At 60.2% G+C, this 15,980-nt stretch carries 13 protein-coding genes; all 13 read right to left on the bottom strand.

Annotated features, from left to right (window positions below; all coding sequences use genetic code 11):
* Positions 1–18 precede the first annotated feature (18 nt).
* The 13 genes from ccoS to WNY61_RS17825 all read right to left on the bottom strand — a co-directional run bounded on the left by ccoS (position 19) and on the right by WNY61_RS17825 (position 15,890).
* Positions 19–213: a cbb3-type cytochrome oxidase assembly protein CcoS gene (gene ccoS / locus WNY61_RS17885; protein WP_342852800.1), complete on the bottom strand. Its 195-nt coding sequence runs from the start codon at positions 211–213 to the stop codon at positions 19–21.
* On the bottom strand, positions 210–2,330 hold the full coding sequence (locus tag WNY61_RS17880; RefSeq protein ID WP_342852798.1) for a heavy metal translocating P-type ATPase: 2,121 nt from the start codon (positions 2,328–2,330) through the stop codon (positions 210–212). The genes ccoS and WNY61_RS17880 overlap by 4 nt, the downstream gene beginning before the upstream one ends.
* Positions 2,327–2,797, bottom strand: coding sequence for a FixH family protein (locus tag WNY61_RS17875; RefSeq protein ID WP_342852797.1), 471 nt, complete (start codon positions 2,795–2,797; stop codon positions 2,327–2,329). The genes WNY61_RS17880 and WNY61_RS17875 overlap by 4 nt, the downstream gene beginning before the upstream one ends.
* Positions 2,778–4,385 carry a cytochrome c oxidase accessory protein CcoG gene (gene ccoG / locus WNY61_RS17870; RefSeq protein ID WP_342852796.1) on the bottom strand — a complete coding sequence of 536 codons (1,608 nt, stop codon included), beginning with the start codon at positions 4,383–4,385 and terminating at the stop codon, positions 2,778–2,780. Before ccoG ends, WNY61_RS17875 begins: the two co-directional genes overlap by 20 nt.
* 95 nt (positions 4,386–4,480) lie before the next feature.
* On the bottom strand, positions 4,481–5,386 hold the full coding sequence (gene ccoP / locus WNY61_RS17865) for a cytochrome-c oxidase, cbb3-type subunit III (RefSeq protein WP_342852795.1): 906 nt from the start codon (positions 5,384–5,386) through the stop codon (positions 4,481–4,483).
* On the bottom strand, positions 5,383–5,586 hold the full coding sequence (locus tag WNY61_RS17860; RefSeq protein ID WP_342852794.1) for a cbb3-type cytochrome c oxidase subunit 3: 204 nt from the start codon (positions 5,584–5,586) through the stop codon (positions 5,383–5,385). The genes ccoP and WNY61_RS17860 overlap by 4 nt, the downstream gene beginning before the upstream one ends.
* A 10-nt stretch (positions 5,587–5,596) precedes the next feature.
* Positions 5,597–6,433: a cytochrome-c oxidase, cbb3-type subunit II gene (gene ccoO, locus WNY61_RS17855; protein ID WP_342852793.1), complete on the bottom strand. Its 837-nt coding sequence runs from the start codon at positions 6,431–6,433 to the stop codon at positions 5,597–5,599.
* Between the two features lie 5 nt (positions 6,434–6,438).
* On the bottom strand, positions 6,439–8,049 hold the full coding sequence (gene ccoN, locus WNY61_RS17850; RefSeq protein WP_342852792.1) for a cytochrome-c oxidase, cbb3-type subunit I: 1,611 nt from the start codon (positions 8,047–8,049) through the stop codon (positions 6,439–6,441).
* A gap of 125 nt (positions 8,050–8,174) precedes the next feature.
* On the bottom strand, positions 8,175–10,622 hold the full coding sequence (locus WNY61_RS17845; protein WP_342852791.1) for an FAD-dependent oxidoreductase: 2,448 nt from the start codon (positions 10,620–10,622) through the stop codon (positions 8,175–8,177).
* A gap of 1 nt (position 10,623) precedes the next feature.
* Positions 10,624–13,086, bottom strand: coding sequence for an FAD-dependent oxidoreductase (locus WNY61_RS17840; RefSeq protein ID WP_342852789.1), 2,463 nt, complete (start codon positions 13,084–13,086; stop codon positions 10,624–10,626).
* Positions 13,087–13,144: 58 nt separating this feature from the next.
* Positions 13,145–13,732 (bottom strand): XRE family transcriptional regulator, encoded by a 588-nt coding sequence (locus tag WNY61_RS17835; protein WP_342852788.1) that lies wholly within the window; start codon positions 13,730–13,732, stop codon positions 13,145–13,147.
* 89 nt (positions 13,733–13,821) lie between these two features.
* The gene (locus WNY61_RS17830; protein WP_342852787.1) at positions 13,822–15,087 is read right to left on the bottom strand and encodes an ABC transporter permease subunit; all 1,266 of its coding nucleotides are present in this window, start codon (positions 15,085–15,087) and stop codon (positions 13,822–13,824) included.
* Complete coding sequence (locus WNY61_RS17825; protein ID WP_342852785.1) at positions 15,087–15,890, bottom strand: ABC transporter ATP-binding protein; 804 nt, start codon at positions 15,888–15,890, stop codon at positions 15,087–15,089. Before WNY61_RS17825 ends, WNY61_RS17830 begins: the two co-directional genes overlap by 1 nt.
* Positions 15,891–15,980 lie beyond the last annotated feature (90 nt).

The following is a 15,980-nucleotide window of genomic DNA, read 5'->3' as shown; positions in this document are numbered from 1 at the left end:
TGCGGTCTGCCCCGAACGTTATTCCCACGCATCCCTGTCCATTTCTGACTGATGACCTTCCGCCTGAGCGGGCATATCACTTTCCAACAAAATGCGCGCAGCGTCGCCTTCAAGATCATCGTATTGACCATGGCGCAACGTCCACAGGCAGGCCGCAAGCCCTGCAGCGCCAAGGCAAACAGAGACAGGTATCAAGACAATCAGGATGTTCATCGGCGCACCGCATTCAGAACCACAAGGATGGAAGAGGTCGACATCACCACCGCCGCCATCAGCGGCGTGGCATAGCCCATGACGGCCACAGGGATCGCCACTGCGTTATAGGCCGCGGCCAATGCCAAGTTCTGACGAATGCGGCTGCGCGCCCGGCGGGCCAGTCGCAAAGTCTCATCTATAGCCAAAAGATCGCCGCCCAGCATCACCCCATCAGAGGCGACCCGCGCCGCATCAAGTGCCGTGGCCGGCGCGAGAGAGGCATGCGCGCCTGCAAGGGCAGCTGTATCATTCAGCCCGTCGCCCACCATCAACACCAGCTTGCCGCGGTCCGCCATCTGGCGCACCAGATCGGCTTTGTCCTCAGGCCGGACACCGGCATGAACTCTATCAATCCCCAGCGTCGCGGCCAGTGCAGCAGCGCGCGCGTCTGTGTCGCCTGTAACCATAGCCACAGTTAGACCCCGCCCACGAAGCGCTTGGACCACCTCTGCGGCGCCCGGGCGTGGGGTTTCAAGAAGCGGCAGCGGAATGCAACGGTCGGGCAAGTGAAGTTCTGGCCCGTCCTGCCCCCTGCCCAGCCACACCTGCGCCCCGTTCCATAAGCCGAAGACCCCCTCGCCCGGCACTTCATGAAGCTCGCTCAAGTCCGCGGGCCGGTGATTGTGAAGGGCGGCGGCCAATGCACGCGAAGCCGGGTGGTCCGACACCCGTGCAAGGCCAAGCGCCACCGAAGCCGCCGTTGCATCAAGTTCGGGCAGCCGCGCCACACCTTCCGTCAGCGTGCCCGTCTTGTCGAACAAAACCGTGTCGATTTCGGCCAATCGCTCCAGCGCAGTCGGGGACTTCAGCAACACACCATCGCGGAACAGCCGCCCTGTCATCGCCGCTGTCACCGCCGGAATAGCCAGCGCCAATGCGCAGGGGCAGGTGATGATAAGCGTCGCCGTCGCCACTGCAATCGCGTGATGCAGATCCCCCGTCAGCCCCCACCAAACGACAAATGCCACAGCCGCCAGCCCGTGCACCACCGGCGCATATAGCCGTGCGGCCCGATCCGCGATCCCGCTGTAGCGGTGTTTGCCGGTTTCGGCCACTTCGACCAAAGCCGCCAAACGGCGCAGGGTGCTGTCTTCGGCCCGACGCACGACGCGCAGGGTAAGCGGAGAGCCCAAGATCACCTCGCCCGCGCAGACCGGGTCGCCTGCCGTCAAGACGATGGGCTCCGCCTCCCCTGTCAGGGCCGATCGGTCGACCATTGCGGCACCAAGCGCGATGCCATCCACCGGCGCGCGGGCACCTACGGCCAAAGCGATGCGGTCTTCGGGCATCAAGGTGGCCACGTCAACGGTTTCGCGGCCAACCGGGGTCAAACGGGTCGCGCGTGGCAATTCCAGTGCCGTCAGCTCTGCCGCTGCGGACCGCGCCGTGGCCCTTGCGCGGTGCTCAAGATAGCGCCCTACCAATAGGAAAAAGGTCAACGACAGCGCCGCGTCGAACCACGTATGCGCGCCGGTTGCCGCGAAGGTCTCATAAAGTGAGGTCGCAGCCGCCAGCAGAATCGCCAGCGCGATTGGCACGTCCATGTTCATCCGCCCGGCCCGCAGCGCCACGGCTGCCGAAGCAAAGAACGGCACCGCTGAAAAGGCCAAAGCGGGCAGTGCGATAGCCGCAGAAACCCAGTGAAACATCACCCGCGTGATATCGCCCGCCCCAGACCAGACCGCGACAGATACCGCCATCACATTCATCATGGCAAAGCCTGCCACGGCGGCCCGGGCCAGCAGGCGGCGGCCTGTGTCATCACCCATTGGGCGCAGGGCCGTGGCGTCCAACTCATGCGCCTCAAAGCCCGCATCATTGAGCGCCTTCAGCGCTCCGTCTGCATCATACCCATGCGCTAAAACAATGCGAACCCGCTTGGCCCCAAGGTTTACCCGTGCTGACTGAACCGAAGGTAATTTGGCCAAAACCCCTTCCACCCCGGCAATACAAGCCGCGCACCGGATCTGCGGCAGCGCAAGATGAAGAGCGGCCGCGCCGCCCGATGCTTTGTTCGCCGCAGCGTCGACCGAGGGGGCCACCGCAACACAGCCGGGACAGGCGGCGAGGGTCATCGCACAACCCTCAGAGGGATACGGCGGCGAAAGAGTGTTCCATCAGCAGCGTGCATTTCGATCCGCAAATTCCAGTTCCCCGGCCCGGCAGTCACCAAAGCAGTCCACGCCCGGCCATCCCATTTGAACTCAGGCGTTATATCATCGGCGACAGTCGTCGCGCGCCCCAACGTCGCCGTAATGATCTGGGGCTTTACCACAGCGCCCCCCGCCTTCTGCACCGCCAACCGCAAGGCCGTCTCAGTCAAATCCGTCTGCACGGCCCAACCCAATGCATCCTGTGCTGCGCGGTCCGTGTCAAAATTCTGCGAGGCGACATAGCTGGAGTCTGTTTCCATGCCCGGAAAGGTCTTCACCGCGCTGACCGCCAGAGCAATGTTCACCGAAATGATGATAGTGAAACCGCCGACAAACATCGCCAAGACGTGCCATCCGGTTAGCGGTCGTTCAGTCTGCACCGTGTTCATCAAGACCTTCCTTTCCATTGAAAATGGTATTTCCATACGCCCGCTCGCCCGAGGTGATGTCTTCGACCCAGAGGCGCAGATCACTGCGCGACTGCCCGGCGGCGTGGGTCTGCGGGGGGGCGATCACATAAACACGTTGTAGACGGCTGGTATCAGCGGGCACTTCGACCACCCTGTCCAACGCGCCCTCTAGGGCCAGTTGCAGACCGGCATCCCCCACCTGCGACAATCGAAAATCCCGCGCCTCGCCATGTTTGTTGCGCAGTCGGATGTCATAGGCGTTGCGGATTGATCCGTCAGACAGGGTAACAAACGTTGGGTTGCGGACCGGGGCGATGGTCATGTCGATCTCGGGTCGGATGAATAGCGCAACCACAAGCGCCACCCCGATGGCGGCCCAAGCCGTGGTGTAAAAGATCGTTCTGGGGCGAAAGATGTGCTGCCAGAGCGGTTTGGGCTGCCACGGAGGCTGCGTGGCCCCGGCAACATCACCCGCGGGCGCCTCTGCAAGTCCCGCGACGGCGGCGCTTTGCTGGGGTGCGGTCGGCGGCTCATCATCCAGCGCGAGGTAGTCAATCAAGCCACGCGGACGTCCGATCTTGGCCATCACATCGTCGCAGGCATCAATACACAGAGCGCAGGTAATACACTCCATCTGCTGGCCCTCGCGGATGTCGATGCCCATGGGGCAGACCGCAACGCAGGCGTTGCAGTCGATGCAATCGCCCAATACCTCGCCACTGCGCGACTGGCGGCCTCCGGCGGAGTTTTTGTCCAGCGCCGCACCATAGCGCGCCACGGCATCGCCGCTGCCGATCGCCTCGACAGCGGCTTGCTGACGCTTCACCCCACCCTTACCCCGCGGCTCCCCACGCCATTTGCGGTAGCCAACGGTGAGCGTGCCAGGGTCCATCATCGCGCCTTGAATGCGCGGCCAAGGGCACATGTAGATGCAGACCTGTTCGCGCATGAAACCGCCAAAGATGAATGTCGTGGCGGTGAGAATTGCGATGGTCGCATAGGCCACGGGTGCCGCCTGCAGGGTCACAAGGTCACGCGCCAAGCTGGGCGCATCGGCAAAGTAAAAGACCCAAGCGCCGCCCGTCGCCACCGCAATAACCAGCCAGACCACCCATTTGGTCAGACGCAGCCGCGCCTTGCGCAGGCTCCACGGTGCGTTGTGCAGACGGATGCGCGCGTTGCGGTCGCCCTCGATCCAGCGCTCGACGGTCATGAAGAGATCTGACCAAACGGTTTGTGGGCAGGCGTAACCACACCAAACTCGGCCCAGGGCGGAGGTGAACAGAAACAGCCCAAGCCCTGCCATGATCAACAGACCGGCCACGAAATAGAATTCATGGGGCCAAATCTCGATCCAGAAGAAATGGAAACGCCGGCCCGCTAGATCGACTAGAACGGCCTGGTCTGGCAGGTTCGGGCCGCGATCCCAGCGTATCCAAGGGGTGATATAATAGACCCCCAGCGTCAGGATCAGGATGACCCATTTCAACCGCCGAAAGAAACCGCTGACCCGGCGGGGGAAAATCGGCTCACGCGCGGCGAAAAGCGGGGGGGCGGCGTTTGACATGGGCGGTTGGCTCCGGGTTACGTCTTCCGGCCTACACCCTTGGGATGCAGGCCGCTTTGATCTGCATCAAACTGCCGATCCTCTTTTGAACCGGGTTAGTCTGCGGGCATATCATCGAAATCACCGACAGCAGCCTCACCGCCGCCCAAACCGTGGACATAAGCGGTCACGGCGCGCACTTCGGCTTCGCCTAAACGCGCCTGCCACGGCGGCATCACCCCCATACGCGGCGCATTAAGTTGGCGTAGGATCGCGCCATGGCTGCCGCCCCGCAGCCAGATCGCATCAGCAAGATTGGGGGCACCGATCTCACGGTCTCCTAAGCCTTTCTCGCCGTGGCACGAGGTGCAATTATCGGCGAAAACTTCCGCACCTGCCTGTGCCGCCGCTTCATTATGATCAAGCCCCGACAGACTGCGCACGAAATGCGCAACGGCATCCAGCTCCGCGTTTTCCATCCAGTCGAAGGGCGGCATCTCTGAGAAACGCGCGTCGTCGTCTTCCTCATTCCGGATGCCGTGGCGCACGGTATAGGCGATATCCTCCATCGTGCCGCCCCAGAGCCAGTCATCGTCCAAGAGGTTGGGATAGCCTGAAGCCACCACACCCCCTGCCCCCGCACCGTGGCATTGCGAACAGTTGGCGGCAAAGACCGAACGCCCAGCCTGAACGGCGAAGCGGTGCAACTCGTCATTATCTTTCAGCACCCCAAGATCGACGTTTACGAGGCTTTCGGTCAGATCGGCATTCGACAGGTCAACGCGCGCAATTTCGGCGGCAACCTCACCCCGGGTCGAATAGCCCAAAAGCCCCGCTGTCGCGCCTGAAACCATCGGCCATGCGGGATAAAGGATCGTATAGATCACACCCCAAACGATCGTTGCGTAAAAGGTCCAAAGCCACCAGCGCGGCAAGGGCGTGTTCAGCTCTTCGATACCATCCCAACTGTGTCCGGTGGTCTCGGTCCCGGTTTCGGGGTCGATCTTGCGATTGTCGGTCATTTGCAAGCTCCGTCATGGCGGGCATGGTCGTTGCGGGATTGATCGGGGTCTTCGTTCCGAAAAGGCACATCTGCCGCGTCGTCATGCAGGGCGCGCGACCCCGGACGGTAGGCCCAACCGATGACTCCCAGAAAGATCAGCGTCAGGATCAGCAGCGCCCAGCTATCGGCCAGTTCACGCAGGAAAGAATAGGTGTCCATGGCAGGCTCCTTAGCGGTTGGCGTCGGGCACGAAGGTCGAGAAATCGACCAGCGTTCCGAGCATTTGCAAATAGGCGATCAGCGCGTCCATCTCGCTGACACCAGGCTGGCCGTCAAAGTTGCGCACTTGCGCGCCGGGGTAGCGTGCAAGCAGCCCGTCGTAATCGCCAAAAGGATCAACCTGCACGCGAAAATCCCCACTGGCGCTGGCAATCATTTCATCGTTGTAAGGCACGCCGACCATGCGGTGGGTCGCCACCAGATCGGTCACGTCGTCGCCTTCCAGCTTGGCATCCATCAAGAAGGCATACTTCGGCATCACACTTTCCGGCACGACCGACTGCGGATCCCTTAGGTGATCGACATGCCACTCATCCGAATAGCGCCCCCCGACCCGCGCCAGATCCGGGCCCGTGCGTTTGGAGCCCCATTGAAACGGGTGGTCATACATCGATTCCGCGGCAAGGCTGTAATGGCCATAGCGCTCTGTCTCGTCGCGCATCGGGCGGATCATCTGGCTGTGACAGACATAGCACCCTTCGCGCACGTAGATTTCGCGCCCCGCGAGTTCCAGCGGCGAATAGGGGCGCATCCCTTCGACCTCTTCGATGGTGTTCTCCAGCCAAAAGAGCGGCGCGATTTCGACGATCCCACCGATGCTGACAACACCAAGCGAGGCGATGAGCAGCAAGGTCGCGTTACGCTCAAACCGCTGGTGAAAGGTGATCGTTTGCGTCTCGGGCGGCAACTCGTTCGGGATTGCGCCGTGCGTTAGACCTTCGCCGGCGGTCACCACCTTGGGATCGTCAGCTGGGTCATAGTTCGGGCTTTGGGGGTTCTTGGCCATTGATCTTACTCCGCTGGCAGGGCGACGGAAATGGGGCGGGCTTCGGGGGCGCGGATGGTCATCCACATGTTCCAGACCATCACGAGACCGCCCGCGAGGTAGAGAACCCCGCCCAGACCACGGACCACATACATTAAGTATTTAGCTTCGACGGTGTCGGCAAAGCTGTTGACCAAAAAGCCGTTGGCATCCACCTCGCGCCACATCAGACCTTCCATGATGCCCGACACCCACATCGACGCCGCGTAGAGCACGATGCCCACAGTCGCGAGCCAGAAGTGCAGGTTGATCGCCGCAAGCGAATGCATCTGCGCCCGCCCCCAGAGCCGTGGTGTCAGGAAGTAAAGCGCCCCGAAGGTAATTAGCCCGTTCCAGCCAAGCGCGCCGGAATGCACATGGCCGATGGTCCAGTCTGTGTAGTGGCTCAGCGAGTTCACCGCCCGGATCGACATCATCGGCCCCTCAAAGGTCGACATGCCGTAGAAGGCGAGTGAGGCCACGAACATGCGGATGATCGGATCGGTACGGATCTTGTCCCACGCGCCCTCAAGGGTCATCAGACCGTTGATCATACCGCCCCAGCTGGGCATCCACAGGATGATCGAAAACACCATGCCCAGCGTTGCAGCCCAATCGGGCAGCGCGGTGTAATGCAGGTGGTGCGGCCCGGCCCAGATATAGAGAAAGATCAGCGCCCAGAAGTGGATGATCGACAGTTTGTAGCTATAGACCGGGCGGCCCGCCTGTTTCGGTACGAAGTAATACATCATCCCCAAAAAACCGGCGGTGAGGAAAAACCCTACGGCGTTATGGCCGTACCACCACTGGGTCATGGCATCCTGAACGCCCGCAAAGACCTGCACCGATTTAGAACCCCAGATCGACACCGGGATCGCCAGATTGTTGACCACATGCAGCATCGCCACGGTGATGATGAAGGCCAGAAAGAACCAGTTCGCCACATAGATATGCCGCTCGCGCCGCTTCAGGATCGTGCCGAAAAACACAGCGAGGTAGGTCAGCCAAACGATGGTCAGCCAGATGTCGACGTACCATTCCGGCTCGGCATATTCTTTCGATTGCGTGGCCCCCAACAGATAGCCCGTGGCGGCCAGAACGATGAACAGCTGGTACCCCCAAAAGACGAACCAAGCCGCGTTCCCGCCCCAAAGCCGCGCCGAAGAGGTGCGCTGCACAATGTAGAAAGACGTGGCGATCAAGGCATTGCCGCCAAAGGCGAAAATCACCGCGCTGGTGTGCAGGGGGCGCAGACGGCCAAAATTGGCATAGGGCTGGGCCCATTCGATGTTCAGCGCGGGAAAGGCGAGTTGAAAGGCGATGAAGGTGCCCACGAGAAACCCAACGACACCCCAGAACGCCGTGGCGATGACACCATAGCGGATGGGGCCATCCATATAGCCCTCTGGCCGTGTTGAAATCACCGGCTGACGATCCTCGACCGGCACTTGGCGCAGCTGCCAGAAAAACAACCCCGCCGCCACGAACATGATCAGTAGGGCATGGACCATATAAGCCGGATCGCGCGCCCAATCCGCGCCCAGTGCCGCCAATAACACAATGAGCGCAAGCACGATCAACTTGAGCGTATCGAACATATCCCGAATCCCTTCATCTTTGGGAGACGGATCGCATGAGGCTCAACGTGCTGCTTTGATCTAAATCAAAAGATACTGGATCAACGGGTTGGGTGCGGGCTTTTCTTAAGAATAGGTGGTTGGCCCTACCCCTTGCTGCGGACCCCGCCGGGATCATACATCGGTTTCAGGCTCGCCTCGGCCCTGACGCGGCGGCCCGCGATGTCGATCTTATACGTCGAGCCCAGTAGATCAGCCACGCTTTGCCCTTCGCAGGGTACATAGCCAAGGCCAATCGCCCCCCCCAGATGGTGCCCATAGTTGCCCGAGCTGAGATAGCCCGCGATACGACCATCGCGCAGGATCGGCTCGGCATGATAAAGCAAGGGTTCAGGGTCTTTTAAGCGGAATTGCAGCATCCGCAGTTTCAGCCCCTCCTCTTTTTTGCGCAGCACCGCGTCGCGGCCAATGAAATCAGCCTTATCGGTCTTAACAGCAAAGCCTAACCCAGCCTCTAGCACATGATCCTCGCAGGTGATGTCATGGCCAAAGTGACGAAAGCCCTTTTCAATCCGGCAACTGTCCATCGCGTGCAGACCACAGAGTTTCAGCCCGAACGCCGCGCCTGCTTCCATCAAAACCTCAAACACATGCGCCGCCATTTCGGTGCTGACGTAGACTTCCCATCCAAGCTCGCCCACGTATGAAACCCTGTGCGCCCGAGCGAGACCCATCCCAATCTCAATTTCGCGCGCCATACCAAAGGGGTGCACCACGTTAGAGAAATCATTCGGCGAAATTGCCTGTAACAGCTGCCGCGCGTTTGGACCCATAACCGCCAGCACAGCCTCGCCCGCGGTTACATCGGTAATAACCACCCGACGCTCGCCCGCATGGCGGCGCAGCCACGTCTCATCGGCCAGACGCGTCGCTGCGGGGGTCACGACTAGATAGGCAGTTTCACTCAACCGGGTCACAGTGATATCCGCTTCAATCCCGCCGCGAGGGTTGAGGAATTGCGTATAGACAATCTTTCCCACTGGCACCGCCATCTGTGCGCCGCAGACATGGTTCATGAAGGCTTCGGCCTCCGGCCCCTCGACCCGGATCTTGCCGAAGGACGACATATCATACAGCCCTACGCCCTCTCGAATGGCAGCGTGTTCTGCGGCCTGATTTACAAACCAGTTCTGGCGGCCCCAAGAATAGTCGTATTCCCGCTTCTGCCCCTCATCAGCGAACCAATTCGCCCGCTCCCAGCCCGCAAATTCGCCCATCACCGCACCATACTCCAGCAGATGCGCATGGATCGGACTGCGCCGGATGCCCCGGGCGGTGGCCTTCTGGCGATAGGGAAAGTGATCGGCGTAAAGCAGCCCCAGCGTTTCGGTCGACCGTTTGGCAAGATATGTCTTGTTGCCCTGAAAGGGCTGCATCCGCGCGATATCTACATCACCCAAATCAAAGGGTTTCTCCCCGTCCTCCATCCATTGCGCCAGCGCCATACCCGCACCGCCCGCCGATTGAATACCGATAGAATTAAATCCAGCGGCGACCCAGACATTGTCCATCTCAGGGGTTTGGCCCAGGTGATAGGCATCATCGGGGGTAAAGCTTTCCGGACCATTAAAGAAAGTGTGTATCCCCGCGTTAGCCAGCAAAGGTAGTCGTTGGACAGCCATCTCAAGGATCGGCTCGAAATGGTCGAAATCCTCGGGCAGTTGATCGAATTCAAAGCTCTCAGGAATACCATTCAGCGCCCAAGGTTTGGCCACAGGTTCGAAAGCGCCAAGCAGTATTTTGCCCGCATCCTCTTTGTAATAGGCAAATTCATCGGGGATCCGCAGCACTGGCAGTTCGCGCAGGCCGGGTATTGCTTCGGTGACGATATAAAAATGCTCGCAGGCTTGCAGAGGCACATTGCTGCCCAGCATCTCGCCCACCTCACGCCCCCACATGCCCGCGCAGTTAATGACGTGCTCTGTCTCTATCCGCCCCGCGCTGCCGTCTTCACCGGCCCAATCTACCGCAGCAATGCGCCGCCCCTCACGGGCAACCCCAGTGGCCTTGACCCGCTCGGCCACGATGGCCCCACGCGCCCGCGCACCTTTGGCCAGCGCTAGGGCGATATTGGCCGGATCGCCCTGCCCGTCTTTGGGCAAATAGACGGCACCGGTCATGCCTTGGGTCTCGACATGCGGGTATTTCTCACGCACCTCTTGCGGGGTGATTTCCTCCACCTCTACGCCAAAGGCCCGGGCCATGGCCGCTTGGCGCAGGATCTCTTCTTTGCGTTCCTCAGTCAGGGCCGCCGTGATCGAACCGACACGTTTGAACCCCGTGGCGACACCGGTCTCTGCCTCCAGCGCGCCGTAGAGTTCTTGGGAATACTTCGCCAAACGCGTCATATTCTGTGTCGCGCGAAGCTGTGCTATTAACCCTGCCGCATGCCATGTGGTGCCTGAGGTCAGCTGCTTGCGTTCCAACAGAACGACATCGGTCCAGCCGAGTTTCGTTAGGTGATAAGCGACCGAGCAACCAATGACGCCCCCGCCGATGATGACCGCGCGGGCCTTTTGGGGTAATTGCACCATCTTAGACCTCCTGCGCCCGAATGCGCGCGTTTTGGCTGTCCCAAAGCGGTGCGTCAGGCTGCACTACCGCGCGGTAACTCTGGCCAAAAATCTCAACCATAAGCTCGGTGCCCGCCGCGGCGGCCTGGTCCTGCACCATCCCTAGCGCGATGGAGCCATCGACCCGGTAGCCATAGCCGCCGCTGGTCACTTCGCCCACGGCCTCTCCCTTCAGCCGCAGCGTCGCCATCGCTGGCGCATCTTGCGCATTGCCCTCAACGATCAGCGTCACGAAACGACGCTTTGACCCCGCCGCCTGCTCTGCGACCAGCGCTGCTTTGCCGGGAAAATCTTGTGGCTTATCAAGCCTCACAAATCGGTCCAGTCCCGCCTCCAGCAGGGTGTACTCCTGCGAAAGATCGCCCTTCCACGTCCGATATCCCTTCTCAAGGCGCATGGAATTGAGGGCGAACATCCCAAAGGGCTTGGCCCCCGCTGTAATCACCGCATCATAGATCGCGGGCATATCTGTCGGGGCTGCATGAATCTCCCAGCCCAATTCTCCCGCAAAACAGACCCGCGCGAGCAGTGCAGGCTTGCCATGAACCGAAGCGTCTTGAAGGCTGAGCCAAGGCAGGGACAGGTCGGCGTCCGGCGCCAGCTGCGTCAAAACCGCACGAGATTTCGGCCCACAGAGGATCTGTGTCGAGACCGCATCAGTCCGATCCGCCAAAGTGATCACCCCCCTCGAAGGAAGTGCATTTCGCAGCAGTTCATAGTCATGCCATTGCGCCGGAGCGGCGGTGATCAGCGTAAATTCTTCTTCTGCGTGCCGCAGGATCGACATTTCACTTAGCACACGCCCGCGACTGTCGGGAAAATAGCCCAGCGTCATCCGCCCGACTTTGGGCAGCGCGCCAGCGATCTGGCCCAGCAGCCAATCCGCTGCCCCATCCCCCGACAGGGCAAACCGCGAGAACCCCGGCAGGTCCAAAACGCCGACATGATCGCGCACCGCCGCGACTTCCTCGCGGACGCGTGTCGCCCACGGGCCGCCGCGGTCCCATGTCTGGGTGGCTTGCTCTGATGTGTCGTCGTCGGGCTCTGCAAACCAATTCGCCCGCTCCCACCCGTTGTAGGCACCCATCTGCCCGCCCGCTTTGCGCAGACGGTCATGCAGCGGGGACAGCTTGCGGTTCCGCCCGGCGGGCCAAGCATGATGCAGGAAATGCATCGCATATTCATGGCCATAGGTCTCAAGCGCCTTGGCGAGGGTGAATCTGTGATCGGCATGCGCGGTAAAGCGGCGCGGGTCGACATCCCACATGTCCCACTCTGTCTCGCCTTGCATAATCCATTCGGCCATGACCTTGCCTGCGCCGCCGCCCTGCGCGATGCCAAAAGTGAAGCTATGCGCCTCGAACGCATTCGGCACGCCGGGCATCGGGCCAAGCATTGGCAAGCCATCAGGCGCATAGGGGATTGGCCCGTTGATGACCCGCCCGACACCGCTGCTGCCTAAAAGCGGCATTCGCGCCATGGCATCTTCGATATACCACTCCAAACGGTCCAGATCATCGGGGTAAAGCTGAAAGCTGAAATCTTCGGGCATGGGATCATCGGGTGTGACCCAATGCGCTTTGCAATTGCGCTCATAGGGGCCGAGGTTCAGGCCGTTTTTGTCTTGCCGCAGGTAGTACGAGCTGTCGACATCGCGAACCATCGGCATCTTGTGACCTTTCTCAGCGGTCCAAGTGGCCAATTCTGGGATTTCTTCTGTCAGGAAATACTGATGGCTCATCACCACGGCGGGCACCCGGCGACCGCCATGCGGGCGGAACCATTCGCCCACCCGCTGCGCGTAGTACCCCGCAGCGTTGACGACCTTTTCGCAGCGAATATCGCCTTTCCCTGTCTTTACGATCCATTCATCGCCGTCCCGATCAATCCCCGTGGCAGGAGTAAACCGGTGGATCTGCCCTCCTGCCTCCCGTGCGCCCTTGGCAAGGGCTTGGGTCAATTGCGCGGGGTCGATGTCACCGTCCAACGGATCCCACAGGCCGCCCGCAAGGTCATGCAACTCTATGAAAGGGTTATGCTCTTTCAACTCGGCAGGGGTGCACATCTCCATCCCCAGCCCTTGTGCGCGGGCCATGGAAGCGACATGTTCAAACTCTTGCATGCGCGTGCGGCTATGGGCCAGCCGCAAAGCGCCCGTCACATGATAGTTGATCGGGTAGCCCACCGCATCGCCCAAGCCGCGGTACATCTCAAGTCCATAGCGCTGCATGTTCATCACCGCCCAAGAGTTTGAAAAGTTCGGGCAATTGCCCGCCGCATGCCAGGTAGAGCCCGCGGTCAATTCATTCTTCTCGAGGAGCACGCAATCGGTCCAACCCGCGCGGGCGAGGTGAAACAGCGTCGACACCCCCACAACGCCGCCCCCGATGATCACAACCCGCGCAGTTGTTGGAAGATCCGTCATGTTTCGCTCCTCATCCTACGCTTCGCCATTGAGCTGGCCGTCGATTTTCAGTGTTTGTTCAGTAAACCGGCGGAGAAATGACCCAAACTAGTACGGCGGGCGTGTCGAAAGGGTTATCCCAAGTATAATACTCACCCCTGATGCGGAAACTATCGCCAGAGCCGACACTGAAGCTGCGCTCTCCGATCATCAGGTTCAACCGCCCCGAAATGACGAAGCCGACCTCCTGGGTCTCTCGCTTGATGGGCGCTTCCAACCCCGCATAGGGGGCGAAAGTAGAATATATCACTTCAAAACTGTCGGTCAGATCGGGCGAGAGCAATTCTTCTGTGAGGCCGTCTGCAGCACTTCCCATGGCCCGTCTGGCACCTGCGCGCACGACATATCCGCGCTCTTCGGGGGGCACTGCCGCTTCGCCAAATAGCAAAGAGATCGGCACGCCCAACACCTCTGCGATCCGACGTAGATCGGCAATGGAGGGGGTTGAGATATCGCGCTCGACTTGGCTGACCCAGCCGACAGAACGATCTAACGCCTCGGCCATGTCGGTTAGGGTTAATTTGCGCCCCTTGCGAATTGCGCGCAAATCCGCGCCAAGTGACCGCGGCGTCACGGCGTCAGAGGTGCGCGAACTCTCGTTGGTCATGTGAAAATTTGCTCCATTTTTTCACTGTGGCGTGGAATCCAACAGCTGGCAAGACTTTTACTTAGCGCGGAGCGGCGCGGTGGGCGGCGTTATGACCGCCCTTTCCAAGGCACCAGAACCCGCTCGGCCTTGCGCATCACCATATCGATGCCGAAACCGATGACGCCGATAAGGATGATACCCATCAGCACGATATCGGTGAGCTGGAATTTCGAGGCGACCATGATCATCATGCCCGCGCCCTTCTCTGCCGCGACCAATTCAGCGGCAACCACGGTACCCCAACAGACCCCCATTGCCACACGCGCACCCGTAAAGATTTCGGGCAAGGAGTTCGGCACAATCACGTGACGCATGATCTGCGCTTTAGATGCACCCAGCGAATAGGCCGCATGCACCTTGGTAATATTCACCCCCGACACGCCAGAGCGGGCAGCGATGGCCATGATCCAAAGGGCCGCAAGGAACAGCAGGATAATTTTGCCAACCTCGCCAATCCCCGCCCAGATGATCACCAGCGGGATCAGTGCCAGCGGTGGCACCGGGCGCATGAATTCAACGATCGGATCGAACCAACCGCGGAACCAACCGGACAGGCCCATGGCATAGCCCAGCGGAATGCCCACCAACGCGCCAAGGGCAAAGCCCACGACAACACGGAACAATGAATATCCCAGATGCTCCCACAGGGTGCTGTCACGGTAACCTTGGCTGGAAATCTCACCCAGTCGTGCGACAACGGCTTCTGGCGGCGGCAACCAGATCGGCTCCATCTGCCAGCCCTTTGCCGGTTCAAAATTTAGAGTGCCCTTGGGGGACATGCCAACACGGCCAAATTCGGTCAGCACCTCACCACCGGGAACAATCTCTTGACCATTCACCGCCACCACCCGGTGACCAATGTCGCGGTCTTTCTCATCGTTCTGATCGACGCGCAAAAGACCCGAGCGCCAAGCGCCAATGGTAAAAGCATCATTCTTGGCCCAACCCTCACCCGGATCGACCTGCGGCGCTTTGGCGTCTTCGCCGACAGGATGCACCAGGACAGAGATCGTCGCATCATCGCGACTGCCGTCATCTGCTTCGGCCGTGTAGGTCATCTGCGCGACCCCTTCAAAGGGGCCGGGCGCGTGCATAAAACTTGGCAACAGCGAGGAGCCGGTGAAGGCGCCCCAAAGCAGAAAGATCGTCAAAATTGAAATCACGCTGGCAAAACGGTTTGAGGTCACCGCACTTTCATCGCCAAAGGTAACTGTCTTGCGCGCGACAAAGCCGTTCGCCGTTTGGTCGACGGCAAGGCGCACCAGAAAGAATGAGGCTACAAAGATAACGATGTATATGAGTAGGATAACCATTATGCGTCCTCCGTCCGGCCCATTATTTCTTCTTCCATGTCCCAGATCATTCCGAGAATCTCTTCGCGTCTTTCGGCAAATTCAGGATGTTTCTTAACCTCTCGCAGGTCGTGACCCACGCCAAGATCAGCGAAAGGGAGGCGGTATTCGCGGTGGATGCGCCCCGGACGCGGGGCCATGACCAGCAGGCGCTCACCCAGCAGCAGTGCTTCCTCGACCGAGTGGGTGATGAGAATGATGGTCTTGCCCGTCTCTTTCCAAAGTTTGAGCACAAGGCTCTGCATCTTTTCGCGGGTCAGCGCATCAAGCGCGCCCAAAGGTTCATCCATCAAGATCACATCAGGATCATTCGCCAAGCAGCGCGCGAGCGCGACACGTTGCTGCATCCCGCCGGAGAGCTCGTAAATCGCCTTTTCCTTAAAGTCTCGAAGCCCAACAACATTCAGCAAATGGTCAACCTCCGCGCCATATTGCTTTTCGCTCTGCCCCTTCATACGCGGACCAAAACTCACGTTTTCGCGCACCGACATCCACTCAAACAGCGCGCCTTGCTGAAAGACCATGCCGCGCTCTGCATCTGGCCCAGTAACGTCGTGACCGTTAAGGATCATCCTGCCAGAGGTCGGCGCCAAAAACCCCGCCACAATGTTAAGCAAGGTCGTCTTGCCGCAGCCCGATGGGCCCAGCACCGACATCAACTCGCCCTCAGCAAGGTCAAGCGATACATTCTCAAGTGCTTGGACATGACTGCCATTGGGCAAGTCAAACCGCATCGACAGATTTTCGATTTTTAGTCCCGACATGCGGCCCTGCTGCCCCTCTATTATTTTTGTAAGGTCGCCCCCCCTCCCCGGCGCTTTCTTAAACGCGCAGGGCAAGGGGGGGCGGCCATT

The organism is Sulfitobacter sp. AS92 (assembly GCF_038900015.1).
GTDB lineage: Bacteria > Pseudomonadota > Alphaproteobacteria > Rhodobacterales > Rhodobacteraceae > Sulfitobacter.
This window is presented reverse-complemented; position numbering and strand designations above follow the sequence as displayed.

What these genes read in the sequence shown, in the direction of transcription:
- ccoS (WP_342852800.1), bottom strand. Translation starts at nt 213, where the DNA reads ATGAACATCCTGATTGTCTTGATACCTGTCTCTGTTTGCCTTGGCGCT.
- WNY61_RS17880 (WP_342852798.1), bottom strand. Translation starts at nt 2,330, where the DNA reads ATGACCCTCGCCGCCTGTCCCGGCTGTGTTGCGGTGGCCCCCTCGGTC.
- WNY61_RS17875 (WP_342852797.1), bottom strand. Translation starts at nt 2,797, where the DNA reads ATGAACACGGTGCAGACTGAACGACCGCTAACCGGATGGCACGTCTTG.
- ccoG (WP_342852796.1), bottom strand. Translation starts at nt 4,385, where the DNA reads ATGTCAAACGCCGCCCCCCCGCTTTTCGCCGCGCGTGAGCCGATTTTC.
- ccoP (WP_342852795.1), bottom strand. Translation starts at nt 5,386, where the DNA reads ATGACCGACAATCGCAAGATCGACCCCGAAACCGGGACCGAGACCACC.
- WNY61_RS17860 (WP_342852794.1), bottom strand. Translation starts at nt 5,586, where the DNA reads ATGGACACCTATTCTTTCCTGCGTGAACTGGCCGATAGCTGGGCGCTG.
- ccoO (WP_342852793.1), bottom strand. Translation starts at nt 6,433, where the DNA reads ATGGCCAAGAACCCCCAAAGCCCGAACTATGACCCAGCTGACGATCCC.
- ccoN (WP_342852792.1), bottom strand. Translation starts at nt 8,049, where the DNA reads ATGTTCGATACGCTCAAGTTGATCGTGCTTGCGCTCATTGTGTTATTG.
- WNY61_RS17845 (WP_342852791.1), bottom strand. Translation starts at nt 10,622, where the DNA reads ATGGTGCAATTACCCCAAAAGGCCCGCGCGGTCATCATCGGCGGGGGC.
- WNY61_RS17840 (WP_342852789.1), bottom strand. Translation starts at nt 13,086, where the DNA reads ATGACGGATCTTCCAACAACTGCGCGGGTTGTGATCATCGGGGGCGGC.
- WNY61_RS17835 (WP_342852788.1), bottom strand. Translation starts at nt 13,732, where the DNA reads ATGACCAACGAGAGTTCGCGCACCTCTGACGCCGTGACGCCGCGGTCA.
- WNY61_RS17830 (WP_342852787.1), bottom strand. Translation starts at nt 15,087, where the DNA reads ATGGTTATCCTACTCATATACATCGTTATCTTTGTAGCCTCATTCTTT.
- WNY61_RS17825 (WP_342852785.1), bottom strand. Translation starts at nt 15,890, where the DNA reads ATGTCGGGACTAAAAATCGAAAATCTGTCGATGCGGTTTGACTTGCCC.